The sequence below is a fragment of the Pseudarthrobacter sp. L19 genome (assembly GCF_050859435.1).
In the GTDB taxonomy this organism is placed as follows: domain Bacteria; phylum Actinomycetota; class Actinomycetes; order Actinomycetales; family Micrococcaceae; genus Arthrobacter.
The window spans coordinates 1,405,757-1,430,098 of record NZ_CP193935.1 but is presented as its reverse complement, the minus strand read 5'-3'; the positions used below and the strand labels follow the sequence as shown (position 1 = coordinate 1,430,098).

19 protein-coding genes and 3 pseudogenes are annotated in these 24,342 nt (G+C 69.5%); 10 read left to right on the top strand and 12 right to left on the bottom strand.

The features are described from left to right. The first annotated feature begins 32 nt into the window (after nt 1–32). Nucleotides 33–1,351, top strand: a pseudogene (locus tag ACRQ5B_RS06710) (ATP-binding protein). On the opposite strand, the gene ACRQ5B_RS06705 reads toward ACRQ5B_RS06710, so the two are convergent. After that, nucleotides 1,348–1,893 (bottom strand): HD domain-containing protein, encoded by a 546-nt coding sequence (locus ACRQ5B_RS06705; protein ID WP_432398157.1) that lies wholly within the window; start codon nt 1,891–1,893, stop codon nt 1,348–1,350. The pseudogene ACRQ5B_RS06710 and the gene ACRQ5B_RS06705 overlap by 4 nt on opposite strands. A 9-nt stretch (nt 1,894–1,902) precedes the next feature. Further along, entirely contained in the window at nt 1,903–2,793 is an 891-nt protein-coding gene (gene gluQRS / locus ACRQ5B_RS06700; protein WP_432398154.1) for a tRNA glutamyl-Q(34) synthetase GluQRS, read from the bottom strand. A 327-nt stretch (nt 2,794–3,120) separates the two neighbouring features. On the opposite strand from gluQRS, the gene ACRQ5B_RS06695 reads away from it, so the two are divergent. Next, nucleotides 3,121–3,579, top strand: a complete 459-nt coding sequence (locus tag ACRQ5B_RS06695) for an Lrp/AsnC family transcriptional regulator (protein WP_400159627.1) — start codon at nt 3,121–3,123, stop codon at nt 3,577–3,579. A 36-nt stretch (nt 3,580–3,615) separates the two neighbouring features. Here ACRQ5B_RS06695 and ACRQ5B_RS06690 read toward each other — a convergent pair whose 3' ends face one another. The 4 genes and pseudogenes from ACRQ5B_RS06690 to ACRQ5B_RS06675 all read right to left on the bottom strand — a co-directional run bounded on the left by ACRQ5B_RS06690 (nt 3,616) and on the right by ACRQ5B_RS06675 (nt 7,574). Further along, nucleotides 3,616–4,116 (bottom strand): DUF456 domain-containing protein, encoded by a 501-nt coding sequence (locus ACRQ5B_RS06690; RefSeq protein WP_432398151.1) that lies wholly within the window; start codon nt 4,114–4,116, stop codon nt 3,616–3,618. A gap of 24 nt (nt 4,117–4,140) precedes the next feature. Further along, entirely contained in the window at nt 4,141–5,355 is a 1,215-nt protein-coding gene (locus ACRQ5B_RS06685; RefSeq protein WP_432398146.1) for an NAD(P)-dependent malic enzyme, read from the bottom strand. A 218-nt stretch (nt 5,356–5,573) separates the two neighbouring features. Continuing rightward, complete coding sequence (locus ACRQ5B_RS06680; RefSeq protein WP_432398143.1) at nt 5,574–6,170, bottom strand: helix-turn-helix domain-containing protein; 597 nt, start codon at nt 6,168–6,170, stop codon at nt 5,574–5,576. 124 nt (nt 6,171–6,294) lie between these two features. Next, nucleotides 6,295–7,574 (bottom strand): annotated as a pseudogene (locus ACRQ5B_RS06675) (MFS transporter). A gap of 96 nt (nt 7,575–7,670) precedes the next feature. Here ACRQ5B_RS06675 and rraA point away from each other — a divergent pair. The 3 genes and pseudogenes from rraA (at nt 7,671) to ACRQ5B_RS06660 (ending at nt 11,539) form a co-directional block, all read left to right on the top strand. After that, the gene (gene rraA, locus ACRQ5B_RS06670; protein WP_432398140.1) at nt 7,671–8,147 is read left to right on the top strand and encodes a ribonuclease E activity regulator RraA; all 477 of its coding nucleotides are present in this window, start codon (nt 7,671–7,673) and stop codon (nt 8,145–8,147) included. A gap of 107 nt (nt 8,148–8,254) precedes the next feature. Then, nucleotides 8,255–9,912 (top strand): annotated as a pseudogene (locus ACRQ5B_RS06665) (MDR family MFS transporter). 187 nt (nt 9,913–10,099) lie between these two features. Continuing rightward, nucleotides 10,100–11,539 carry a sugar porter family MFS transporter gene (locus tag ACRQ5B_RS06660; protein ID WP_432398137.1) on the top strand — a complete coding sequence of 480 codons (1,440 nt, stop codon included), beginning with the start codon at nt 10,100–10,102 and terminating at the stop codon, nt 11,537–11,539. A gap of 104 nt (nt 11,540–11,643) precedes the next feature. Here the strand turns inward: ACRQ5B_RS06660 and ACRQ5B_RS06655 are convergent, their stop codons facing one another. Continuing rightward, a complete protein-coding gene (locus ACRQ5B_RS06655) occupies nt 11,644–12,870 on the bottom strand; it encodes an MFS transporter (RefSeq protein WP_412884330.1) in 1,227 nt (408 codons plus the stop codon). A 76-nt stretch (nt 12,871–12,946) separates the two neighbouring features. Beyond that, entirely contained in the window at nt 12,947–13,405 is a 459-nt protein-coding gene (locus ACRQ5B_RS06650; RefSeq protein WP_432398134.1) for a MarR family winged helix-turn-helix transcriptional regulator, read from the bottom strand. Nucleotides 13,406–13,555: 150 nt separating this feature from the next. Here ACRQ5B_RS06650 and cycA point away from each other — a divergent pair, with 150 nt between their 5' ends. After that, nucleotides 13,556–15,019, top strand: coding sequence for a D-serine/D-alanine/glycine transporter (gene cycA / locus ACRQ5B_RS06645; RefSeq protein ID WP_432398131.1), 1,464 nt, complete (start codon nt 13,556–13,558; stop codon nt 15,017–15,019). A gap of 102 nt (nt 15,020–15,121) precedes the next feature. On the opposite strand, the gene ACRQ5B_RS06640 is transcribed toward cycA, so the two are convergent. Genes ACRQ5B_RS06640 through ACRQ5B_RS06630 form a run of 3 tightly spaced genes read right to left on the bottom strand, consistent with a single transcriptional unit; the run spans nt 15,122 to nt 19,027 of the window. Continuing rightward, nucleotides 15,122–16,270: a mannitol-1-phosphate 5-dehydrogenase gene (locus ACRQ5B_RS06640; protein ID WP_432398128.1), complete on the bottom strand. Its 1,149-nt coding sequence runs from the start codon at nt 16,268–16,270 to the stop codon at nt 15,122–15,124. Further along, entirely contained in the window at nt 16,270–18,240 is a 1,971-nt protein-coding gene (locus ACRQ5B_RS06635) for a PTS mannitol transporter subunit IICBA (protein ID WP_432398125.1), read from the bottom strand. The genes ACRQ5B_RS06640 and ACRQ5B_RS06635 overlap by 1 nt, the downstream gene beginning before the upstream one ends. A 58-nt stretch (nt 18,241–18,298) precedes the next feature. Continuing rightward, nucleotides 18,299–19,027, bottom strand: a complete 729-nt coding sequence (locus ACRQ5B_RS06630) for a TetR/AcrR family transcriptional regulator (RefSeq protein ID WP_290257232.1) — start codon at nt 19,025–19,027, stop codon at nt 18,299–18,301. A 188-nt stretch (nt 19,028–19,215) separates the two neighbouring features. Between ACRQ5B_RS06630 and ptsP the strand changes: the two genes are divergently transcribed. The 3 genes from ptsP (at nt 19,216) to ACRQ5B_RS06615 (ending at nt 21,707) form a co-directional block, all read left to right on the top strand. After that, nucleotides 19,216–20,901 (top strand): phosphoenolpyruvate--protein phosphotransferase, encoded by a 1,686-nt coding sequence (gene ptsP / locus ACRQ5B_RS06625; protein WP_432398122.1) that lies wholly within the window; start codon nt 19,216–19,218, stop codon nt 20,899–20,901. 78 nt (nt 20,902–20,979) lie between these two features. Beyond that, a complete protein-coding gene (locus tag ACRQ5B_RS06620) occupies nt 20,980–21,399 on the top strand; it encodes a helix-turn-helix domain-containing protein (protein ID WP_432398119.1) in 420 nt (139 codons plus the stop codon). A gap of 74 nt (nt 21,400–21,473) precedes the next feature. Further along, the gene (locus ACRQ5B_RS06615; protein ID WP_412884336.1) at nt 21,474–21,707 is read left to right on the top strand and encodes a hypothetical protein; all 234 of its coding nucleotides are present in this window, start codon (nt 21,474–21,476) and stop codon (nt 21,705–21,707) included. A gap of 22 nt (nt 21,708–21,729) precedes the next feature. On the opposite strand, the gene ACRQ5B_RS06610 is transcribed toward ACRQ5B_RS06615, so the two are convergent. Next, entirely contained in the window at nt 21,730–22,950 is a 1,221-nt protein-coding gene (locus ACRQ5B_RS06610) for a PucR family transcriptional regulator (RefSeq protein ID WP_432398117.1), read from the bottom strand. A 244-nt stretch (nt 22,951–23,194) separates the two neighbouring features. Here ACRQ5B_RS06610 and ald point away from each other — a divergent pair, with 244 nt between their 5' ends. Then, complete coding sequence (gene ald / locus ACRQ5B_RS06605; RefSeq protein WP_377970883.1) at nt 23,195–24,313, top strand: alanine dehydrogenase; 1,119 nt, start codon at nt 23,195–23,197, stop codon at nt 24,311–24,313. The last annotated feature ends 29 nt before the right edge of the window (nt 24,314–24,342 follow it).

The window sequence follows — 24,342 nt, the reverse complement described above, 5'->3', positions numbered from 1 at the left end:
CGGGCTCAACGACGATCCACCGGGAGAAACACATGACCAGCTGGCGCATCCGGGACTTCCACTCCGCGGACCTGGACGGGATCCTGCACCTCTGGGAGACCCTGAAGGCCTCGAACGTCGAGCCGGTCTACGCCCTCTCCGAGGTCCTCGCCTCCTGCGAAAAGGACCACGCCGTGGTGGCGGTGCAGGGCGAGCAGGTGGTGGGCGCCGCGGTCGGCCGCGCCGCCCACGACCAGGGCTGGATCGTCTTCCTGGCCACCCTGCCCGAGTACCGCGGCCGCGGCATCGGCACCTCGCTGTTGGCCGCGGTGGAAAACCGGATGGCCCCCCACGGGCTGAACAAGCTCTCCGCGCTGATGCCCGAATCCGAGACCCGGGTGGAGGCGTTCCTGGGCCGCGGGTTCGTGCTGAAGAAGAACCTCCGCTACTTCGAGCGCCGGATCCCGGTCCAGCGCCAGGAACTGGAGCCGCTGAGCCAGCTGGGCGGCCGGATCCTGGCGCGGGACCTCTGGGAGAACGTCGCCGGGATGCGGAACGAGAAGGAACTCCTGGAGCGGCGGCTGGTGCTGCCGCTGGCGGAGGCCGAGCTGGCCGACGAGTTCGGGGTGGTCCCGCCGCGGGCCGTCGTCCTCTTCGGCCCGCCCGGCACCGGGAAGACCACCTTCGCCAAGGCGATCGCGTCCCGGCTGGAGTGGCCCTTCGTGGAGGTCTTCCCGTCCCGGCTGGCCGCGGACCCGCTGGGCCTGGCCGGCGCGCTGCGGGAGACGTTCCTGGAGATCGCGGAGCTGGAACACGCCGTCGTCTTCATCGACGAGGTGGAGGAAATCGCCTCGCAGCGCGCCGGGGATCCGCCCTCGCCGCTGCAGGGCGTGACCAACGAACTGCTGAAGATCATCCCGGCCTTCCGGGAGCAGCCGGGCCGCCTGCTGGTCTGCGCCACCAACTTCATCCGCGCCCTGGATTCCGCCTTCCTGCGCCATGGCCGGTTCGACTACGTCATCCCCATCGGCCTCCCGGACCGGCAGGCCCGCGAGGCGATGTGGCAGCGCTTCATTCCCGCCGCGGTGGTGGACGGCGTCGACATCGAGCTGCTGGTGGAACGCACGGAGGGCTTCTCCCCGCGGACATCGAATACGCCGCCCGCAGCGCCTCGCAGCGCGCCCTGGAGAACGCGGTGTACGGGGAGGGCGACGGCGGAGCGCCCGGTTCCGGCGCCCCGGCGGGAAGCGCCGTGCGGCGGGGCCCCGCGACCCAGGACTACCTCGACGCGATCGCGGATACCCGCACCACCGTCAGTGTCGAGGTGCAGCAGGAGTTCCTCGAGGACATCGACCTGCTGGGCCGGGTCTAGGCGTCCCCTTCGAGTTCCTCCAGCAACCAGGGGTTGATCCGGGCCAGGATCTTGCGGGTTTCCTCGACCGGGACGGCCGCGTAGAGGACGGGACGTGCGTCCGCGTACCGGGTCACCGGCGGCTTGTCCGGCCATTTCTCGGCCAGGGCCTGCACCCGCTCGGGGAGCGAGTTGTGGGCGTTGTCCGCGATCTTGACCAGCGTGGCGTCGTGGTGCTCCGCGATCGCGCGGATTCCTGACTGGTAGTCGTCCGGGTTGTCCTGCAGCCGCTTGGTGACCCGCTCGATGATGTCCACGGCCCGCTCGGGGACTCCCATCTCCAGCAGCGCCTGCCGGGTGATCGGGGTGTCCTCAGCGATGTCGTGCAGGTAGCCGGCGATCTGGATGTCCTCGTCAAAGTCGGCCAGCGCGTCGCCGACGGCCAGCACGTGCTCGCGGTAGGGCCGTTTCAGCTTGTCCTTTTGCCGGTTGTGGGCCACCTCGGCGAGGACCCTGGCCGTCTCGACGGTGAAGCGCGGTGCGGAAGGCTCTGTTTCGGGCATGGGTTCAGCCTACGCGTCCGTCATCCCCGGCCACACCCAGGGCTCCCGCGGCAGCGCGGCCGGGTCGAAGGCTTCCAGAGCATTCTGTAGGGAGCCAGGAGGCAGCCCGAGCGAGGCCAGGAGCAGGTCCCGGACCCGGTCCGCGGTCACGCCGGCGGCGGCGAGGTCCGCCAGGGTGACGGCGCCGTCCCGCTTGGCCAGCCGGGCACCGTCGGCGTTGAGCACCAGCGGCACGTGCGCATATTCCGGCACGGGAATATTCAGCAGCCCGGCGAGATAGGCCTGGCGCGGGGTGGAGGGCAGCAGGTCATCTCCCCGGACCACCTGGTCGATGCCCTGTTCGCCGTCGTCGACCACGACGGCGAGGTTGTAGGCGGTGACCCCGTCGGCGCGGCGAAGCACGAAGTCGTCCACGACCCCGGTGAAACTCCCCAGGAGCCGGTCCCGGACGGTGCCCTCGGTGACCGCGGCCCTCAGCCGGATGGCGGCGGGCCTGAGGGCGCGCCTGGCCTCGCGTTCGGCGTCGTCCAGGTTCCGGCAGGTCCCCGGGTAGGCGCCCTGCGGCGCGTGCGGGGCCGACGGTGCCTCCTGAATCTCGCGCCGGGTGCAGAAACATTCGTAGGTCAGGCCAGCCGCGGCCAGCCGGTCAATCGCGGCGGCATAGAGCGGCTCCCGGTCGGTCTGGCGGACGACTGGGCCGTCCCAGGTGAGGCCGATCGCGGCCAGGTCGCGCAGCTGCGCCTCCTCGGCGCCGGAGCGGGCCCGGTCCAGGTCCTCCACGCGCAGCAGGAACCGGCGGCGGGAGGAGCGGGCGAAGAGCCACGCCAGGAGGGCCGTGCGGAGGTTGCCGGCGTGCAGCTCTCCCGAGGGGCTGGGGGCGAAACGGCCGGCGGCATCCATGGGTCAAGCCTATGCCGGACGGCACAAGAGCCCCTCAGCCACCGATGACTTCGGGAAACCGACGTCGGGGGCTCAGGGGCTCTTGCCAGGGTGTGCGGAATGACCAGGGTGTGAACAAGAGTCAATCAGCGGCGGGCCCCTTGCGGGAGCCGGGTCCAGAATCCGGGAGGTGTGCCGGGAGATCTTTAGCCATTGGGTGCCGGCGGTGGCCGGAATTCCCTTGTTGCCACCATTTGAGCAGAAGCCCTACAGTTGATGCAACGGACGCCGGTGGCATTGATCAGACTGACCAAGGCGGACCCAAACATCTAGCAGGGAGTGGTCAGATTGCAGCAGCTCGACGGAACGGACCGGCGGATCCTCCTGGCCCTCGACGAGGAACCCCGGATGCCGATCATGTTGCTGGCGCAGAAACTGGGCCTGGCCCGCGGGACCGTGCAGTCGCGGCTGGAGCGGATGACCGCCTCGGGTGCCCTGCGGGCCAACAGCAGCCGGGTCCTCCCCGCCGCCCTGGGCCGCGGCGTCGCGGCGGCGGTGAGCGCCGAACTGGACCAGAGCCACCTGAACGAGGCCATTGCCGCGCTCCGGAACATCCCCGAGGTCCTCGAATGCCACGCCCCAGCCGGGGACACCGACCTGCTGATCCGGGTGGTCGCCACCAGCCCGGACGACCTCTACCGGGTCTCCGAGGAGATCCGGCTCTGCCCAGGCATCGTCCGGACCTCCACCAGCATGTTCCTGCGCGAGGTCATCCCCTACCGGACCACCGGCCTGCTCGCCGACTAGGCCCCCCGACGGAACCCCGGACCTACCGCTAAGCCGCTAGGCGACGGCGGCGGTCCAGACCCCGATCACCCAGGTGCCGGCGGCCAGGCAGGCCAGGCCGAACTCGGCCAGCATGCCCAGGCCCGTGGCCTTCAGGGCCGCCCAGCTGGACGCCGCGGCGGTGCGCCAGGCGCGGGTGCGGTGCAGCTCGCTCAGCAGCAGGCCCGCGGCGAACCCGACGAAGAGTCCCACCACGGGAATCAGGAACATGCCGACGACGCCGAACACCAGCCCGGTGACCACCGAGCGGCCGGGGATGCTGTGCTCCTTGAGTTTCCGGCCCGTGAGCACCGCGCCGGCGGTCATGCCGGCCAGCACGAACACCCCGCCCACGGCCAGGACCACCCAGCCGGTGGTGCCCGCCCCGCCCCAGAGGGCCCAGGCGAGCAGGCTGAGGGCAATCAGGATGCTGCCCGGCAGGACCGGGATGACGATGCCCGCCACCCCGGTCAGGATGGCCAGGCCGCACAGGACGGTGACGAGCGTTTCGGCGAACACCTGCCCAGTCTAGGCCCGGCCTTCCTACCCCTCGGCGACCGCGGCGGCGACGGCGGCGGCCACCGCCGGGGCGACGCGCGGGTCCAGCGGGCTGGGCACGATGTAGTCGGCGGAGAGGTCCTCCTCGGCGAGCGCGGCGATGGCCCGCGCGGCGGCCAGCTTCATGGCCGGAGTGATCCGGCGCGCACCGGCGTCGAGCGCGCCGCGGAAGATGCCGGGGAAGGCCAGGACGTTGTTGATCTGGTTCGGGAAGTCGCTGCGGCCGGTGGCGACGACGGCCGCGTACTTCGTGGCGACCTCGGGCAGCACCTCCGGGTCCGGGTTGGAGAGGGCGAAGACGATCGCGCCGTCGGTCATCCGTGCCAGGTGCGCCTCGTCCAGCCGGGACGAGGAGACGCCGATGAAGACGTCGGCCGCCTCCAGCGCCTCGCCCGGGCCGCCGCTGACGCCGCGGGGGTTGCTGCGGGCCGCGAGCCGGGCCTTCTTGCTGGCGGGGTCCGCGGCGATGTCTGCCCGCTCCCGGTTGATCACGCCGCGGGAGTCCAGCAGGACGACGTCGTCGATCCCGGCGGTCAGCAGGATTTCGGCGACGGCGATGCCGGCGGCGCCGGCGCCGGAGACCACCACGCGCAGGCCCTCCAGGTCGCGGCCGGCGACCTTCGCGGCACCGGTGAGGGCGGCGAGGACCACGACGGCGGTGCCGTGCTGGTCATCGTGCATGACGGGGCAGTCGAGGGCCTCGATCAGCTTGTCCTCGAGCTCGAAGCAGCGCGGGGCCGAGACGTCCTCAAGGTTGACGGCACCGAAGCTGGGTCGCAGGCGGACCAGGGTCTCCACGATCTCGTCGACGTCGGTGGTGTTGAGTACCAGCGGGATGGAGTCGAGGTCACCGAAGGCCTTGAAGAGGGCGGACTTGCCCTCCATTACCGGGAGGGAGGCGCTGGGGCCGATGTTGCCGAGGCCGAGGACGGCGGTGCCGTCGCTGACTACCACCACGAGGCGTTCGGCCCAGGTGAGGGTCTTGGCGAGTTCCGGTTCCGCGGCGATCGCCCGGCTGACCTGGGCGACGCCCGGGGTGTAGGCGATGGAGAGGTCGCGCTTGCTCTCCAGCGGGACGGTGCTGGCAATGGAGAGTTTGCCGCCCTGGTGGGAGGCGAAGATTTCCTGGTCGTCGATCGGGGCGGTTGCGGCCCCGGCTGCGTCGTCGGCGGAAGTGGGCAGGATGGTTTCAATGGACACGTCGTTGTCTCCTGGGGCTGACCGTGGGCATACGGCACTTGGCTGCCTGGGCGCGGACGCGCCCAGGGTGGTCGTGGGGAACTCCGGCGGCGGCCCCAGGGTGGCGGGCCTGCAGTGGAGATTCCGGAAAGTGCTGGCATGGCGCCGCTCCGGTGTTGCCATGGTAGCCAGATTCGGGGGCCGGGCCGGAGTCTGCCGGACACAAAGGAGTAACCGGTCTAGACCGGCTTGGCCGCCTGGGATCCTCGCTCGAAGAGGGAGCAGGCCCGCTTCAGGTCCTCCTCGGCCTCGAAGAGCGAGAGCCGGCGGCACCGCACGGACTGCACCAGCCCGGTCACGGTCAGCAGCAGGACCCGGGACACCACGGGGTCGCCGCTGACGGCGGTGACGGCCTTCTCCGCCGTCGCGTCAATGTCGCGCAACAGGCGGGTGGTGTCCGTGTCCTTGGCGTACACCACCCGGTTCAGGCACTGTTCCACGGCCGGCTGCATCAGGCGCATGTGGAAGATCTCCATCACGACGCCTACCAGGACGTGTACCGGGGCGCGGGTTCCGGCGGGCCGTTCCCCCACGTGCAGCTCGCCCAGCTGCTTGCGGTAGAGGGCCAGCATCAGCTGGGTGGAGGAGGGGAAGTACCGGTAGAGGGTGCCCAGCGGCACGTCGGCCTTCGCGGCCACTTCGGAGAGCACGACGGCGTCGAGGCCGGTGCGGGCGAAGCCGGCGGCGACGTCGAGGATGCGGGCGTAGCGCTGCCGCTGCCGGGGCAGCGTGGGCGGCGGGGCCATCGGGGGAAGATCGGAAAGAGACTCAGGCATCGGCAAGGTTCCGGGGTCGTTTTCTCGGCACTGCGGAGGCGTGCTCCGCCGGGGTGCCGCGGGAATCCCGTCCACTATACGGCACCGGGCTGGGCGCCCGGCCAGTCACACGGGAGCCCGCGGCTCAGTCCACGCCCTTGATTTTCACGACGAACACCGCACCCAGCAGCCCGATCACGGCGGCCGCGATGTAGAGCGAGACGTACCCGCCCCAGAGGGCGACAAACGGGTAGGCGATAAGCGGCGCGAGCACCTGCGGGAGCGAGTTGGCGATGTTGATGACGCCCAGATCCTTGCCGCGGCTCAGCGCCGTCGGCAGCACCTGGGTGATCAGCGCGAAGTCGACGGCGAGGTAGGCGCCGAAGCCGATGCCGAGCACCGACGCGCCCACGAGCGCCCCGGGCCAGGTGGGGTCGAAGGCCAGGACCAGCGCGGCCGCGGCGATCACGGCGGAGGAGACGATGACCAAGGGTTTGCGCCGCCCCATACGGTCGCTGAGCCGGCCGCCGATCACGCTGGTGATGATCACCATCACCGCGTACAGGCCGGTCAGGATCAGCACGCCGAATTCGGCCTCGATGCCCTGGGTTTCGCGGAGCCGGACCGCGTCCGTGAGGAAGAACAGGAGGTAGAGGGTGATCATGTGGTTGCCGATGTTCACCAGCAGCCGGGTCAGCCAGGCCCAGGCGAAGTCCGGGTAACGGGCCGGGGAAACCCAGAAGCTGCGGAGGAACGCGGCCAGCGCGAACGGCGGCCGCTCCCCGGCGGGAGGGCGACGTCGTCGTTGCGCCGGTAATACAGCACGACGCCGGCGAGCAGGACGGCGGCGCAGAGCACATAGCCCAGGCCAAAGTGCCCGGCGACGACGGCGGCGATCACGGCGCCCAGCAGGATGCCGACGGTCTGGCCCATCGCGGCGAGGCCGCCCACGGTGCCGCGCTGGGCGACGGGGACCCGGTCCGGGATCGCCGCGGTGATGGCGGCGTAGGCGGCGTTGCAGCCGGCCTGGACCAGGCACCACAGCAGCGCCATGACGGCCACGTTCGGCGCCCCGGCGAGCGCCACCAGGGCGGCGGCGCCCAGCACCGCTCCGGAGACCACCCACGGGACCCGCCGGCCCCGCCGTGCCGCGGTGCGGTCGCTCAGCGCGCCGCTCAGCGGATTCGCCACCACGGACACGGCCGCGCCCGCCCCGGTGACCAAAGCCAGGATGGCCTCCTTCTGCCCCTCGTCGAACACCGCGGCCTGCTGGCCGAGGAGGACCTGGAGCGGGCCGAAGAAGGCGGCGTTGATGCCCACGTTGACCAGGACGACGCCGGCGGTCCACACCGGCCGGACGGGCCGGACCGGTTCGGCGGTGGCGGGTGAGGCGCTCCCGGCGGCCGGCAGATCGGACAGGCTCATGTGGTTCCCCCGGAACAAATGTCTGGCGCGGTGGACCAGGCTGGGGCCAGACTATCGTGGGCTGCAAGACCTACGACCGCCGCCAGAGGAGACGCCATGACCCGGACGCCCGTCAACACCGCCGACCTGTACGACGAGCGCGGGGAGGAGCTGGACTCCCTGGCCCTGCAGTTCCAGTCCCTGGGCGGGCGGAGCCACTTCGCCGGCCCGGTCCGGACCATCCGCTGCCTCGAAGACAACGGCCTGGTCAAGAGCGTGCTGGCGACCCCGGGCAACGGGGCGGTCCTGGTGGTCGACGGCGGGGGCTCGCTGCGCACCGCCCTGATGGGGGACATGATCGCCGCGAGCGCCGTGGAGAACGGCTGGGCCGGCGTCGTCATCAACGGCGCAATCCGGGACCGCGTAGCCATCGCCGGGCTCCCGCTGGGCGTCAAGGCCCTGGGCAGCAACCCGCGCAAGAGCGCCAAAAACGGCGCCGGCGAACAGGACGTGGAGCTGGTAATCGACGGCGTCAACATCCGCCCCGGCCAGCGCATCTGGTGCGACCCGGACGGCATCCTGCTGGAGCGCTGAGGGGGCCTGAAAAATCGGCCGGAAAATCAGGAACAAAGCTGGCACTAAGATAGTTACTGAAAGCAACCTTTGTGCTTAAATCCTGAATCTTTCCCCTTGGAGCAGTTATGTCCACCACCACCTCCGCCCGCCTGCCCGGCGAGGTCCTGACGCACCGTCAGACCATCACCGTCATGGTGGGCCTCATGCTCGGCATGTTCCTCTCGTCGCTGGACCAGACGATCGTCTCGACGTCCATCTACACGATCGCCAACGACCTCGACGGCCTCTCGCTGCAGGCCTGGGCGACGACGGCCTACCTGATCACCTCCACGGTGAGCACCCCCTCTACGGCAAGCTCAGCGACATCTTCGGCCGCCGGCCCCTGTACCTCGCGGCCATCCTCATCTTCCTGGCCGGGTCCCTCTACGCCGGGTCGGTCCACTCCATGACCGAACTGGCGATCGCCCGCGGCATCCAGGGCATGGGCGCCGGCGGCCTGCTGGCCCTGGCGCTGACCATCATCGGCGACATCGTCGCCCTCAAGGACCGCGCCAAGTTCCAGGGCTACTTCATGTCCGTCTTCGGCGTCTCCTCCGTGCTGGGCCCCGTGATCGGCGGCGCGTTCGCCGGTTCCGCGAACATCCTCGGCTTCGACGGCTGGCGCTGGGTCTTCTTCATCAACATCCCGATCGGCCTGGCCGCCCTCGCCGTCGTGTTCCTCTACCTGCGCCTGCCCGCCAAGCACCTCAAGCAGAAGATCGACTACTGGGGCGCCGCCGCCATCACCCTGGCGATCGTGCCGCTGCTGCTGGTCGCCGAACAGGGCCGCACGTGGGGCTGGGCCTCCACCGAGGCCTTCGTCTGCTACGGGCTGGGCGTCGTAGGCATCGCCGCGTTCCTGCTGGCCGAAAAGCGCGCCGGCGACTACGCCCTGATCCCGCTGCGGCTCTTCCGCAACACCACCTTCGGGCTGTCCTCGCTGCTGAACTTCATCATCGGCATCGGCATGTTCGGCGCCATCGCGATGCTGCCCATGTACCTCCAGCTGGTCAAGGGCCTCACCCCCACCGAGGCCGGCCTGATGATGATCACCTTCACGGTGGGCATCCTGACCGGTTCCATCACCGCGGGCCGGACCATCTCCGCCTCGGGCACCTACCGGATCTTCCCGATCCTGGGCACCGCCGTCCTGACCGGCGCCGCCGTCGTCATGGGACTGTCCCTGGGCGTGGACACCCCGCTCTGGGTCCCCGGCGCGATCGCCGTGTTCTTCGGCCTGGGCCTGGGCTTCTGCATGCAGCCGCTGACGCTGGCCATGCAGGTCTCCGTCCCGCCCAAGGACATGGGCGTGGGCACGTCCTCGGCCGCGTTCTTCCGCTCCATGGGAGGCGCCGTCGGCACGGCCGTGTTCATCTCCATGCTCTTCAGCCTCGCTGCGGACAAGGTGGGCAACGGCATGAAGGCCGCCGTCCAGAACGCCGACTACCTGAAGGTCCTGAAGAACCCGGCGGTGGCGGCGGATCCGGCGAACGCCAAGCTGTACGCCTTCTTCAAGGACGGCGCCAGCAACGATTCGCTGAACGACACGAGCTGGCTGCATACCGCCAACCCCGAGCTGACCCGCCCGATCACCGAGGGCTTCGCCCAGTCGATCGACGCCGTGATGCTCACCGCGGCCATCCTTACCGGCATCGCGTTCCTGATCACCTTCGCACTGCCGAACAAGAAGCTCACGGACCCGAAGGCCGCCGCCCGGGAAGGCGCCGCGGCCGCGGCGCACTGACCTAAGCGCAGGGTGACAACCTCCGGCGGGGGCGGCTTCGGCTGCCCCCGCCGGAGCGTTTAACCGCCCGGTTCCGCTATGTTTCGGCTCACTTTCACGGTCCCCGTGATGTGCACCATGCGGGGACCGGTGTAAAACTGGATAGTTGCGGCGCAAGCCGCTGACCACGATTTGCCGAGGGAGCCATATGACCACCACCCAGGACCAGACCGCCGCGAAGATCCCGAAGCGGGTCATCTGGCTAGCCGTGGCGGGCGCCGTCGGCGGCTTCCTCTTCGGCTTCGACTCCTCCGTCGTCAACGGCGCCGTCGATGCCATCAAGGAACAGTTCGCCCTCAGCGAGGCCGTGACCGGCTTCGCCGTCGCCGTCGCCCTGCTGGGCTGTGCGGCCGGTGCCTACCTCGCCGGGAAGATCGCGGACCGCTACGGCCGCATCCCGGCCATGAAACTGGGCGCCCTGCTGTTCCTGGTCAGCGCGTTCGGCACCGGTTTTGCCTTCGGCGTCTGGGACCTGATCTTCTGGCGCCTGATCGGCGGCCTGGGCATCGGCCTCGCCTCGGTGATCGCCCCCGCCTACATCTCCGAGATCTCCCCGCGGCACGTCCGCGGCCGGCTCGCCTCGCTGCAGCAGCTCGCCATCACCACCGGTATCTTCGCGGCACTGCTCTCCGACGCCCTGTTCGCCAACACCGCCGGCGGCGCCGACCAGAACCTCTGGTTCGGCATCGAGGCCTGGCGCTGGATGTTCATCGCCGGCGCCGTCCCCGCCGTCATCTACGGCTGGATCGCGTTCACCCTGCCGGAATCCCCGCGGTTCCTGGTGGTCCAGGGCAAGGACGAGGAGGCCCTGAAGGTCTTCAAGTCGATCGCCCCGAACGAGGACACGGACCGGCACCTGCGCGACATCAAGAACGCCATCGAAGAGGACAAGCTCGCCGGCCAGAAGGGCTCGCTGCGCGGCAAGGCCCTGGGCCTCCAGCCGGTCGTCTGGATCGGCATCATCCTCTCCGTACTGCAGCAGTTCGTCGGCATCAACGTGATCTTCTACTACTCCACCACCCTGTGGAAGGCCGTCGGGTTCCAGGAAAAGGACTCCCTGACCATCTCCGTGGCCACCGCCATCACCAACATCCTGGTCACCCTCGTGGCCATCGCCCTGGTGGACCGGGTGGGCCGCCGCCCCATCATGCTGGCCGGCTCGATCGGCATGGCCGCCTCGCTGGCCACCATGGCCCTGGCCTTCGGCTCCGCGACCGGCTCGGGTGAGAACATCACCCTCCCCGGCGGCTGGGGCCCGGCGGCGCTCGTGGCCGCCAACGTCTTCGTCATCAGCTTCGGCGCCTCCTGGGGCCCGCTGGTGTGGGTGCTGCTGGGCGAGATCTTCCCGTCCCGCATCCGCGCCCGCGCGCTCGGCCTGGCCGCGGCCGCCCAGTGGATCGCGAACTTCGCCATCACGCTGAGCTTCCCCGTCATGGCCGCCGCGTCGCTGCCGCTGACCTACGCCATGTACGCCCTGTTCGCGGCGGCGTCGTTCTTCTTCGTGATGTTCAAGGTCCCGGAGACCAACGGCATGGCCCTGGAGCACGCCGAGACGCTGTTCGTCCCGAAGGGTTCCGCCAAGAAGTAAGCCGCCCAGCGGGCAGCCCAGTAGGCAGCCCAGCCAGTAGAAGCACAAGGTCGGGCCCATGTTTCCGCGGAAACATGGGCCCGACCTTGTTGACTACCAGGCGGTTAGACCAGGTGCGGTTCGTGCGTGCTGAGGAACCGGCGTCCGCCGAGGACCACCGCGATGGCCACGGCCATGGCGACGGCGGCCGCGAAGAACGGCACCTGCGGGCCGAAGTTCTCGCCCAGCTGGGCGGCGGCGAACGGCGCGAGCGCGCCGCCCATCCAGCGTACGAAGTTGTAGCCGGCGGAGGCCACCGGACGCGGGGAGTCGGAGACGCCCATGGCCAGTTCGGTGTAGATCGTGTTGTTCACGCCCAGCAGGGCGCCGGAGACCACCACGAGGGCGACGACGGCGGGCACCGAGTGGCCCGCGGACAGGCCCAGGCCCACCAGGTCCAGCAGCAGCAGGGCCAGCGTGCCGGAGAGGACCCGGACGGCGCCGAAGCGGCGCTGCAGGGCGGGGGCCACGAAGACGGAGAACACGGCGACGGCGACGCCCCAGCCGAAGAAGACCGCGCCGATGCCGTAGGCGTCCATCCCGAGGATGAACGGGGTGAAGGCCAGGATGGTGAAGAAGCCGTAGTTGTAGAACAGGCCGCTGGCTGCGGTGGTGCGCAGGCCCTTGTGGCCCAGGGCCAGCAGCGGGTCGCGGAGCCGGACCTTACGTTCGGGCAGCGGCGTCTTGGGCAGCAGGGCAATCAGGGCGATGAAGGCGGCGGCCATCAGCACGGCGGTGCCGAAGAACGGGGCGCGCCACTGCCAGCCGCCCAGCAGGGCGCCGAGCAGCGGACCGAGCGAGATGCCCAGGCCGAGGGCGGCCTCGTAGAGGATGATCGCAATTCCGGCGCCGCCGCTGGCGACGCCGACGATCACGGCGAGGGCGGTGGCCACGAAGAGGGCGTTGCCCAGGCCCCAGCCGGCGCGGAAGCCCACGAGCTCACCGACGGATCCGGAGAAACCGGAGAGGGAGGCGAAGACCACGATGATCGCCAGGCCGGTCAGCAGCGTGCGCTTGCCGCCGATCCGGGAGGAGACGAAGCCCGTGATGAGCATGGCGATGGCCGTGACCAGGAAGTAGCTGGTGAACAGCAGCGAGACCTGGCTGGGGGTGGCCTCCAGGTTCTTGGCGATGGCCGGGAGGATGGGATCCACCAGGCCGATGCCCATGAAGGCGAAGACGGCCGCGAGGGCGGTGGCCCACACCGCCTTCGGCTGCTTGAGGAACGAGGCCTTTTCGGCTTCGAGGGTTGATGATGCTTCCGGCGCTGGGGCCGTGAGCTGGCCGTCCATGGAGGGCGCTCCTAGGGTCGTGGGTGTACGGGGTGGTCTGTGTGGCGCCGGGCGGCGCCGGCGCGGTGGCCGCGGGTCAGGTCTGGACGGATTCGTTGATCCGGCCAATCACCGGCATGGCGGCGGCCAGGGCCCGCCGGTCCTCCTCCGGGAGGCCGCCGAGGATCTGCGCCATGACGGCGTTGCGGCGGGCGTTCGCGGACTCGACGGCGGTGTGCCCCGCGGCGGTGAGGCGGACGCGGACGGCCCGGGAATCGGCGGGGTCCGCCTCCCGATGGACCAGGCCCGCGCGTTCGAGCTTGATGATCTGCTCCGTGGCGCTGGGGACCTTGACGCCCTGGTTCCGGGCGATCTCGCCCACCCGGACGCCGCCGTCGGAGTCCGCCTCCAGCAGCATCTTGAGGGTGCTGATCTGGGCGGCGCTGAGCTCGCCGTCGGCGTCGAGGCGGCGCACCAGGTAGATGCTGTGCCGCAGCGCCTCGCGGAAGTCCTGGGCCAGGGCGAGCAGGTCCTCGCCGGGGGTCTCATCGTTCATACTTAGGAAGCCTAACAGTTAGGGTGCCTAAGAGTCAAGGATGGCCGCGGGACGACCCATAACGCACCCCGCGGGCTAAACCTGTACTTTAGGAGGGCTGATTTGTAACCGCCGTCACCCCTTCGGCGGACCATTCGAAGGATCGTTGATATGCCCGAACAGACCACCGCGGGGCAAAGAACTGCCTCCAGCCGGGACACCGAGCCCCACCTCGCCCGCTCGCTGAGCAACCGCCACATCCAGCTGCTCGCCATCGGCGGCGCCATCGGCACCGGACTCTTCATGGGCTCCGGCAAGACCATCTCGGTGGCCGGCCCGTCCGTGATCTTTGTGTACATGATCATCGGCTTCATGCTCTTCTTCGTGATGCGCGCCATGGGCCAGCTGCTGCTCTCCAACCTGAACTACAAGTCCTTCAGCGACTTCGCGGGCGACCTGCTGGGACCGTGGGCCGGCTTCTTCACCGGCTGGACCTACTGGTTCTGCTGGGTGGTCACCGGCGTCGCCGACGTGATCGCGATCGCCGGCTACGCCGAGGAGCTTTGGCCCGGCATCCAACTCTGGGTCCCCGGCATCGCCACGATCGTCATCCTGCTGCTGCTGAACCTGCCGACGGTCAAGGCCTTCGGCGAGACGGAGTTTTGGTTCGCGCTGATCAAGATCGTGGCGATCGTCGCGCTGATCGTGGTGGGCCTGGTTATGATCTTCACCGGCTTCCAGTCCAACGCCGGCACCGCCTCCTTCAGCAACCTGTGGAGCCACGGCGGCTTCTTCCCCAAGGAGTTCATGGGCTTCGTGGCGGGCTTCCAGATCGCCGTGTTCGCCTTCGTCGGCATCGAACTGGTGGGCACCGCGGCGGCGGAGACCAAGAACCCGGAGCACAACCTGCCCCGGGCCATCAACGCCATCCCGCTGCGTGTCATGCTGTTCTACGTCGGCGCCCTGATCATCCTGATGTCCGTCACCCCGTGGACCGGCTTCAAGGCCGGGCAGAGCCCCTTCATCGCGATGTTCTCCCTGGCCGGCCTCGGCATGGCGGCCACGGTGGTGAACCTGGTGGTGCTGACCTCCGCGATGTCCTCGGCCAACTCCGGCATCTACTCCACGTCCCGGATGGTCTACGGCCTGGCGAACGACGGCGACGCCCCCAAGGTCTTTGGCCGGCTCTCCAGCCGCAAGGTCCCGCAGAACGCCCTGTTCCTCTCCTGCGTGCTGCTGCTCGCCGGCGTCGTGCTGCTCTACGCGGGCAAGGACGTGGGCACCGCGTTCGACATGGTCACCACCGTCTCCGCTGTCTGCTTCATGTTCGTCTGGAGCATCATCCTGGCCAGCTACCTGGTCTTCCGGAAGCGCCGGCCGAAGCTGCACGACGCCTCCACCTTCAAGATGCCCGGCGGCATCCCGATGGTGTGGGTGGTGTTCGCGTTCTTCGCGTTCCTGGTCTGGGCGCTGACCACCCAGCCGGACACCCTGGTGGCGCTGCTGGTCACCCCGCTGTGGTTCGCCATCCTGGGCGTCGCGTTCGCCGTCGTCCGGCGGTCCCCGCTGCACCAGGCCCGGGTGGCCGAGTGGAAGTCCATGGCCGACGCCGAAACGGCCGCCGCCCGCCCCTGACGCTCGCTCAGGTCCCGCACCAAAACAACGGGCCCTCCCTCACATGTGAGGGAGGGCCCGTTGTTGTTGGTGCAGCGTTGTTATTGGTGCAGCAGGACGCCGTCAGAGCGCGGCCTTGGCCTCCGTGACCAGGGCGCAGACGGCCGGGAACAACGGATGGGTCGGCTCCAGGCCGGTGATCCGGGCGGTGGCGTCCTCCGGGCTGGAGGACGCCAGGATCTGGCCCAGCTCCACGGCCTCGGCATCGGCCGGGTCGTTGAACCGCAGCGCGGCGGCCATCGCCCCGAGCAGCGCCTCCGGGACGATGCCCCGCTCGGCCAGCTCGGCGGCCGGTCCGATGAAGCGCTCGTGCCGGCTGAGCTTGCGCAGCGGTGCCCGGCCCACCCGGTTCACGGTGTCCGGCAGGTACGGGTTGGTGAAGCGGCCCAGGATCTTCTGCACGTAGGCTTCCTGCTCGTCACGGTTGAAGCCGTGCTTGGCCACCAGCAGTTCCTTGGTCTCGTCCAAGACGGCCCGCACGTCCGCGGCCACGTCCTGGTCCGCCATGGCGTCCGAGATCTTCTCCAGCCCGGCGTCGAAACCGAAGTACGCCGCGGAGGCGTGCCCGGTGTTGACGGTGAACAGCTTCCGCTCGATGTAGGGGCCCAGGTCGTCCACGAACGTGGCGCCCGGGATGACCGGCTGGCGGTCCCCGAACGGCGTCCGGTCGATGACCCACTCGTAGAAGGTCTCGACGGTGACGTCCAGGCCCTGGCCGGCTTCCTGGTTGGGCACGATCCGGTCCACGGCGGTGTTGGCGAACACCGCGGCGGCCGCCAGGTCGCCGGCGGCCGGATCCCACTGGGCGGTGATTTCGGATTTCAGGATGTCCGTCGCATTGATGGCGTTCTCGCACGCCATCACCTGCAGCGGAGCCAGCCCCGCCGCACGGGCCGCGATCCCCTTGGCGATCACGGGCGCCACGAACTTGAGGATGTGCGGCCCGACGGCGGTGGTGACGACGTCCGCCGTCGCGATCTCAGCGACGACTGCGTCCTCCTGGCTGCCGGAGTTCAGCGCGCGGAAGTTGTCCACCGTGCGCACGGCCGGGGTCTCCCCCACCTCGTGCACCCGGTAGCTGTCCGCCGCGGCGAGCTGGGAGATCAGCGCGTCCGCGACGTCCGCGAACACCACCTCATAGCCCGCCTCGTGCAGCAGCAGCCCGACAAACCCTCGGCCGATGTTCCCGGCTCCGAAATGAACAGCCTTCACTAGTCATTGACCTTTCCCAGCAGGTCCAGCACTTCGTCGACGGTGGTGGCCGCCTCCAGCTGTGCGACCTGCGCCTTGTTGGTGAACACCTTCGCGATCGAGGAGAGGATCTGCAGGTGCTCGTTGTTCACGCCGGCGACGCCGACGACGAACTTGACCTCTTTACCGTTCCAGTCGATGCCCTCCGGGTACCGGACCACGGACACCGCGGACTTCATGATGTGGTCCTTGGCGGCGTTGGTGCCGTGCGGGATGGCGAGGAAGCTGCCCATGTAGGTGGAGACGGACTCCTCGCGTTCGTGCATGGCGTCCAGGTAGCCGGAGTCGACGGCGCCGCGGTTCAGCAGGAGCCGGCCGGCCTCGTCGATTGCACCGTCACGGGTGGTGGCGGAGCCTTGCAGGACCACGCTGTCGGCCACCAGGATGTCCGACGGCGCTGCCGAACCGGTTTCCGCGGTGGCGGTTCCGGCGGCGGGGGCCGCAGCAGCAGCGGCGCCCGAGGCGTCCGCCGGGGCGTTGCTGCTGCGGACCAGTTCCACGATCTCGTCATAGCGCGGCGAGTTCATGAAGTTGTCTACGGAGACGTGCACAGCGCTGGAGGTAGCAGGACGGGCCCGTTCGGTCAGGTCCTGGTGGGTGATGACGACGTCGTAGCTGTCCGAGAGGTTCGCGATGGCGGAGTTGGTGACCTTGACGTCCGGGTAGCCAGCGGCCTTGATCTTGTTCCGCAGCACCGAGGCGCCCATCGCGGAGGAGCCCATGCCGGCGTCGCAGGCGAAGACGATGTTCTTCACCGGTCCGGCCAGTACGGCCACGCCGCCGGCACCGGCGCCCGCGGCGCCACCGGTCAGGGCGGAGGAGACGGAGCTCTTCTTGCCCTTCATGGTTTCCATCCGGGTGGTCGCGGCGCCGAGCTCATCGCCCTCGACGTCCTTGCTGGCCTTGAGGATGACGGAGGCGATCACGAAGGACACCGCGGCGGCCAGCAGCACGGACAGGGCGACGCCCACCAGGCTGTCCGCCGGGGTGGCAGCGAAAACGGCGATGATGCTGCCCGGAGCGGCCGGCGAGCGCAGGCCGGCGCCGGTGAGAACCAGGGTGAAGATGCCGGTCATGCCGCCGCCGATCGCGGCGAGGATGATGATCGGCTTCATCAGCACGTACGGGAAGTAGATCTCGTGGATGCCGCCGACGAACTGGATCAGCGCGGCACCGGGGGCCGAGGCCTTCGCCATGCCCTTGCCGAACAGCATGTAGGCGAGCAGGATGCCGACGCCGGGGCCGGGGTTGGCCTCGAGCAGGAACAGGATGGACTTGCCCTGGGCGAGGGCCTGTTCGGTGCCCAGCGGGGTGAGGATGCCGTGGTTGACGGCGTTGTTCAGGAACAGCACCTTGGCGGGTTCGATGAAGATGCTGGTGAAAGGCAGCAGGCCGTTGTTGACCAGGAATTCGACGACGGCGCTGGCGCCGTTGCTGAAGGCCTTGACCACAGGGCCGATGACCAGCATGCCGAAGATGGCCATGATGGCGGCGACGATGCCGGCGGTGAAGTTGTCGATCAGCATCTCGAAGCCGGGCTTGACCTTGTTCTCCCAGAGGCTTTCGAGCTTCTTCATGATCCAGGCTGTGAGCGGGCCCATGATCATGGCGCCGATGAACATCGGGATGTCGGTACCGACGATCACGCCCATGGTGGCCGCCGCGCCGACGACGCCGCCGCGGACGCCGTAGACCATCCGGCCGCCGGTGTAGCCGATCAGCAGCGGCAGCAGGTAGGTGATCATGGGGCCGACCAGCTTGGCCAGTTCGGTGTTGGGGGTGAAGCCCGCCGGGATGAAGAAGGCGGTGATGATGCCCCAGGCGATGAAGGCGCCGATGTTCGGCATGATCATGCCCGAGAGGAAGGTGCCAAATTTCTGGACGCCGACCCGCACGCTGCTACGGGGTTTCGCAACTGTCTCTGTTGCCATGTGATTTCCTAACCGTGTTTTCCTGCTGCACCGCAGGAGTGTCCGATATTTCGACGAGCTAGCTGGTGGAACTGATGGAGATCCGGTGGAGCCATTCGAGGAAGAGCTTGAGTTCAGAGCTGGAGAGCTGGTCCGAGTGCGAGGACTGCAGGGCCGCGTTCAGGGCGATCGCGGCCACCACCACCGGCGACTTGCCGGGGTCTTCCGGGTCGGCCTCGCGGGCCAGGTCGGTGGAGACGGCGAAGATCATGGCGTCCCGGGTCATGGCCGAGAGCTCCAGGTTCCGTTCCGGGGCCTTCTCCGTGATGAGCATCAGGGTCACGCCCACATTCGCGGCCAGGATGCTGCGCGCCGCTTCCTTGGGCGGGACGGCCAGATGGCCGGCCACGGCGGCCTTGTTCAGCATGCCCTCGAGCAGCGCCTCGGCGTCGGCGACGACGGCGGGGCGGCTTTCGGGGCGGATGTTACCGAACATGACCAGGTACAGCTCGGGCTGCTTCAGGCCGAACTGGACGTGCTTGTCCCACATCCGCCGGATGTTCTCCAACGGACGGCCGGACGGTTCGAAGTCCCGCTCCCCCGCCACGTACTCCTCGAAGCCGGCCGCTACGACGGCATCGAACAGGCCTTCCTTGTCCCCGAAGTGGTGGTAGAGCGTGGGTGCCGTGACTCCGGCCAGCTGCGTGATCTGGCGGGTGGAGACGGCGGCGCCTCCGGATTTGGCCAGCAGTCCGGCGGCTGCGCGGAGCAGCCGGATTTTGGGCGGTAGCTGGCCATCGATACTCATAGCCGCTACCCTAGCACCTATAGCAACGCTATATGAAGTGCATCACAACACTTTTTTCCATCGACTTTTTCAGGTGCTTCGGGTTCCGGGTTGACGTAGTGGACGGCCGCGGGAAATCTAGGGTCTAGCGGCTCAGCAGCGGCATCTGGACCGTCTTACTGGCTCACGGCAGAGAATGAGGACTTTCAGTGCAGAACTTCCAAGGTGTAGGCGTCAGCCCCGGCCGGATCATCGGCACCATCCGTCAGATGCCCAAACCGGTCAGCGAGCCGCCCGCCGGCGAGCAGCTGCCCGCCGGCGTCTCCGCCGAGGATGCGACGGCCGCGCTGAAGGCCGCCGCGAGGGCCGTGCACGACCAGCTCAAGAACCGCGCCCAGACCGTCAGCGGTGACGGGAAGGCCGTGCTGGAGGCCACCGCCCTGATGGCCACGGACACCATGCTGCTGAAGACCGCCGGGAAGCTGATCGCCCGCGGCACCTCCAACCAGCGGGCCATCTGGGAGGCCGGCGCCTCCGTCTCGGAGATGCTGCACAACCTCGGCGGCTACATGGCCGAACGCGCCACCGACGTCCTGGACGTCCGCGCCCGGATCGTCGCCGAACTGCGCGGCGTGCCCGCCCCCGGCATCCCCAGCGCCGAGACACCCTTCATCCTCATCGCCGAGGACCTCGCCCCGGCCGACACCGCCACCCTGGACCCCGAGAAGGTCCTTGCCCTGCTCACGGCCGGCGGCGGCCCGCAGTCCCACACCGCGATCATCGCCCGCTCGCTCGGCCTGCCCGCCGTCGTGGCGGCCGCCGGGGTTGACGCCCTGGCCGACGGCACCGAGGTCTACGTCGACGGCGCCGCCGGCACCATCACCGCCGAACCCGGCGAGGAGCAGCGCCACGCGGCCGAGCAGTGGGCAGCGACGGCGTCGTTGCTGGCCGACTTCGACGGCACCGGAACGACGGCGGACGGGCACCAGGTGCCGCTGCTGGCCAACGTCGGCGGCGGCAAGGACGCCGCGGCCGCGGCACGGCTCAACGCCCAGGGCGTGGGACTGTTCCGCACCGAGTTCTGCTTCCTCGAGCGCGACAACGAACCGAGCGTGGACGAGCAGGCGGCCGCCTACAAGGAGGTCTTCGACGCCTTCCCCGGCAAGAAGGTGGTGCTGCGCACCCTGGACGCCGGCGCTGACAAGCCGCTGCCGTTCCTCACCGACGCCACCGAGCCCAACCCTGCGCTCGGCGTCCGCGGCTACCGCACCGACCTGACCACCCCCGGGGTGCTGGAGCGCCAGCTGCAGGCGATCGCCCGCGCCGCGGCCGAATCCGAGGCCGACGTCTGGGTGATGGCCCCGATGATCTCCACCGCCGAGGAAGCGGCCCGCTTCGCTACTATGTGCGCGGAGGCCGGCCTCAAGACCCCCGGCGTCATGGTGGAGGTCCCGTCCGCCGCCCTGACCGCCGAAGCGATCCTGCGCGAGGTCTCCTTCGCCAGCCTGGGCACCAACGACCTGACCCAGTACGCCATGGCCGCGGACCGGCAGCTCGGCCCGCTGGCAGGCCTGAACACCCCGTGGCAGCCCGCCGTGCTCCGCCTGGTGGGGCTGACCGTGGAGGGTTCCGTGGCCGAGGGACACAGCAAGTCCGTAGGTGTCTGCGGCGAGGCCGCGGCGGACCCGGCCCTGGCCGTGGTCCTCACCGGCCTGGGCGTGACCACCCTGTCCATGACCGCCCGTTCCATCGCCGCCGTGGCCGCGGTCCTGAAGACCGTGTCCCTGGCCGAGGCGCAGGAACTGGCGAAGCTGGCCCTGTCCGCCCCGAGCGCCACGGACGCGCGCGCCTGGGTCCGGGCCAAGCTTCCGGTCCTGGAGGAACTGGGCCTCTGACCGGGTCTCTCAGCTGGCCTCTCACCTGGGCCTCTCAAGCAGCCGACGCGACGGGCCCGGGACGCTAGGATGCAGTCCATGACACTCATCGCGCCCCGGGTCACCGCCGCGCTCCCCGCCGAGGACGCCCAGGCCCTCCGCTACGCCCTCGACGGCAGCACTGACGTCACCGTCTTCGTCGACGGGACGGTCCACCGGCTGCCCTCCTCCGCCCGGGACGCCGTCGTGGATCTGCTGCAGCGCTTCAGCCGCGGCGAATCCGTCACGGTCAGCAGCGTCGAGGAGATGTTGACCACCTCCCGGGCGGCCGAGCTGGCGGGCATCTCGCACACCTACCTGCGCAACATGACGGACCGCGGCGAGATCCCGGTCCAGTACCGCGGGACGCACCGGCGGATCCGGCTGGCGGACATCATGGCCTGGCTGGAGACGCAGAAGAAGAGCGGAGCCGCGGCCGGGGAGCCTGCCGAGTCCGCCGATTCCGTCGAAGAATCCTGACGGCGTGATAAGGATCAAGCAACAATCCGGCCCCGGGGCGAAAGTGCGGCGGAGCCCGGGGTTACGCTGGAATTGTGGGTAAGTTCAGAGGGTGGCACATCCTGGCCGGCATCGCCGCCATGGTGATCACCGGCATCCTCGGAAACCTGATGGGGCTGAACAACACCGCCTCCTTCATGGCCAGCTGCGTGGTCTTCGTCGCCGTCGCCCTCTGGACCGAAAGCCGGCTCACGCGCCGGCGGCGGGAAACGGCCCGGCAGGCCCCGCGCGACTCCGTGCACGAGGGCCCGGAGCCGGACGAGCGGTAGATTCCCGCTAGATCTGTTCCCGCTAAATCCTCGGCCGTTCTGCCCAGCGCCGCGCCTTGAGCGCCGCGTGCAGTTCCAGCCGGACCAGGCCCTTGAGCGGGTCGACGCCCAGCAGCTGCCGGACCCGTCCCAGCCGGTTGTAGATGCTGCTGCGGTGCAGGTGCAGCTTCGCCGCGACATCCTGGACCGAGCCGTCGTTGTCGTAGAACAGCTCCAGCACCGGCAAGAGCTCCCCGTTCCGGTCGTGGTCGGCCAGGGTGCGGAAGTGCACCGACCCCGCATCGGCCCAGGCCCCGGCGCCGCCGCCCGCGGAGGCCAGCAACTGGTAGATCCCGGTGGCCCGGCAGTCCACCAGCTCCCCCAGTTGCGGATCGACGGCGGCCGCCTGCGCCGCCTGTCGCGACTGCTGGTAGGCCTCCACGAGACCCCGGGGCCGGGAGAATCCCTCCGAGGTGCCCAGGATGATCCGCCGGACGGGCCGGCCGGAGCGCTTGGCCAGCTCCAGCTGATAGTGGACCAGCACCTGGGCGTGGTCCGCCCGGCCGGTGGACTCCTTGAACAGGATCACCGCGTGGGTCTCCGTCCCGGCGCTGAAGAGGGCCGCGTCCACGCCGATGGTGGCCTGCAGTGCGGCGGAGCGGTGAACCAGCATGGCGTCCGCGGGGTCCGATCCCTCGGCCCAGCCGTCGGCGTCGAGCACGGTGACCAGCTGCCAGGGCCCGCGGCCCTGGACTTCCTTCCAGCCCGCGACGGCGGCGACGGCGTTCGCCTCCCCGCGGCAGGCGGCCAGGAACTCCCGTTCCCGGCGGCGGCGGAACTCGGATTCGGCGGTGTTGGAGTCCAGGAGCAGTGCCGAGAGCTGCTCCAGGTCGCGGGCCACGTCCGGCAGCTGGGCCAGGACGGAGGCGGCGGTGGGCTCTCCGGCGTCGAGCTGGACCCAGAGGTAGCCCACCCGGAAGCCGCGGACCAGCAGGGGAACGCAGACCCGGCCCAGCATGCCCAGCTCCTCGTTCGCCGGGACCACCACCGGCCGGACCGCGGTGGCGATGCCGTGCGAGAGCTGCCAGGCGCTGACGTCCACCGGGACGCGCTTGCTGAGCAGGAAGTTCACCCGGACCCGGTCCGCGGCGGACTGGTTGGAGGAGTAGGCGAGCAGGACACCGTCGAGGTCCTCCAGGGACAGCCCGCGCCCCAGCCGCATGGCCACGCGCTCCACGAGCTGCTCGACGTCCTGCTGCTGCATGCTGCCACAGTACTGCCCCGCCCGGGCCGCGGCGAAGCCGGACCGCTCCGGACAGCAGGCGACACCTGCCGCCCGCACCCTCGACATCTGTCGAACCGCGCCGGATAACATCCCCGGAATGGCGGGGTTTTGGCGTCGGGCGGGCAGGACGTCCCTGTCGCCTGCCTCACAGCCGGTCCTATTCTGGAATCACGACTTCCCCCGTACACCCGGCCGGCCAGGCCGCCACTTTGGAGCTTCACACATGATCATCGGTGTCCCCAAAGAGATCAAGAACAACGAATTCCGCGTCGCCATCACGGCGGCCGGCGTGCACGAATTCCGCCACCACGGCCACACCGTCCTGGTGGAGCGCGGCGCGGGCCTGGGCTCGGGCATCACGGACGAGGAATACGCCATCGCCGGCGCCGAGATCGTCGCCGAGGCCGACGACGTCTGGGCCCGCGCCGACATGGTGATGAAGGTCAAGGAGCCGGTCAAGGCCGAGTACCACCGCTTCCGCAAGGGCCTGATCCTCTTCACCTACCTGCACCTGGCCGCCGAGCCGGAACTGACCCAGGAACTGATCAACTCCGGCGTCACCGCGATCGCCTACGAGACCGTGCAGGAGGGCCGCGCGCTGCCGCTGCTGGCCCCCATGTCCGAGGTCGCCGGCCGCCTGTCCGTCCAGGTGGGCGCCACCTCGCTGATGGCCCCGGCCGGCGGCAAGGGCGTGCTGCTCGGCGGCGTCCCGGGCGTCCGTCCGGCCAAGGTCGTTGTCCTGGGGGCCGGCGTGGCCGGCACCAACGCCGCCGCCATGGCCCTGGGCCTCGGCGCCGACGTCACCATCCTGGACATCAACATCAACCGCCTGCGCGAACTGGACGCCCAGTACCAGGGCCGCCTGAAGACCGTCGCGTCCAACGCCTACGAGATCGAAAAGTCCGTGGTCGACGCCGACCTGGTCATCGGTTCGGTGCTGATCCCGGGCGCCAAGGCCCCCAAGCTGGTCACCAACGAGCTGGTCTCCCGGATGAAGCCGGGCTCGGTCCTGGTGGACATCGCCGTGGACCAGGGCGGCTGCTTCGAGGACACCCACCCCACCACGCACCAGGAACCCACGTACAAGGTCCACAACACGATCTTCTACTGCGTGGCCAACATGCCCGGTGCCGTACCGAACACCTCCACCTACGCGCTGACCAACGTCACCCTGCGCTACGGCGTGGCGCTGGCCAACCTGGGCGTCAAGGCCGCGTTCGATCGGGACGCCGCCCTGGCCGCCGGCCTGAACATCGCCGCCGGCAAGGTCGCGCACCGCTCCGTCTCCGAGGCGCACAACCTGCCCCTGGTCTCCGACTGGCACGAGCTCGTCTCTGCGTAACTCACACCGGTCAGCCGTTTGAACGGCAG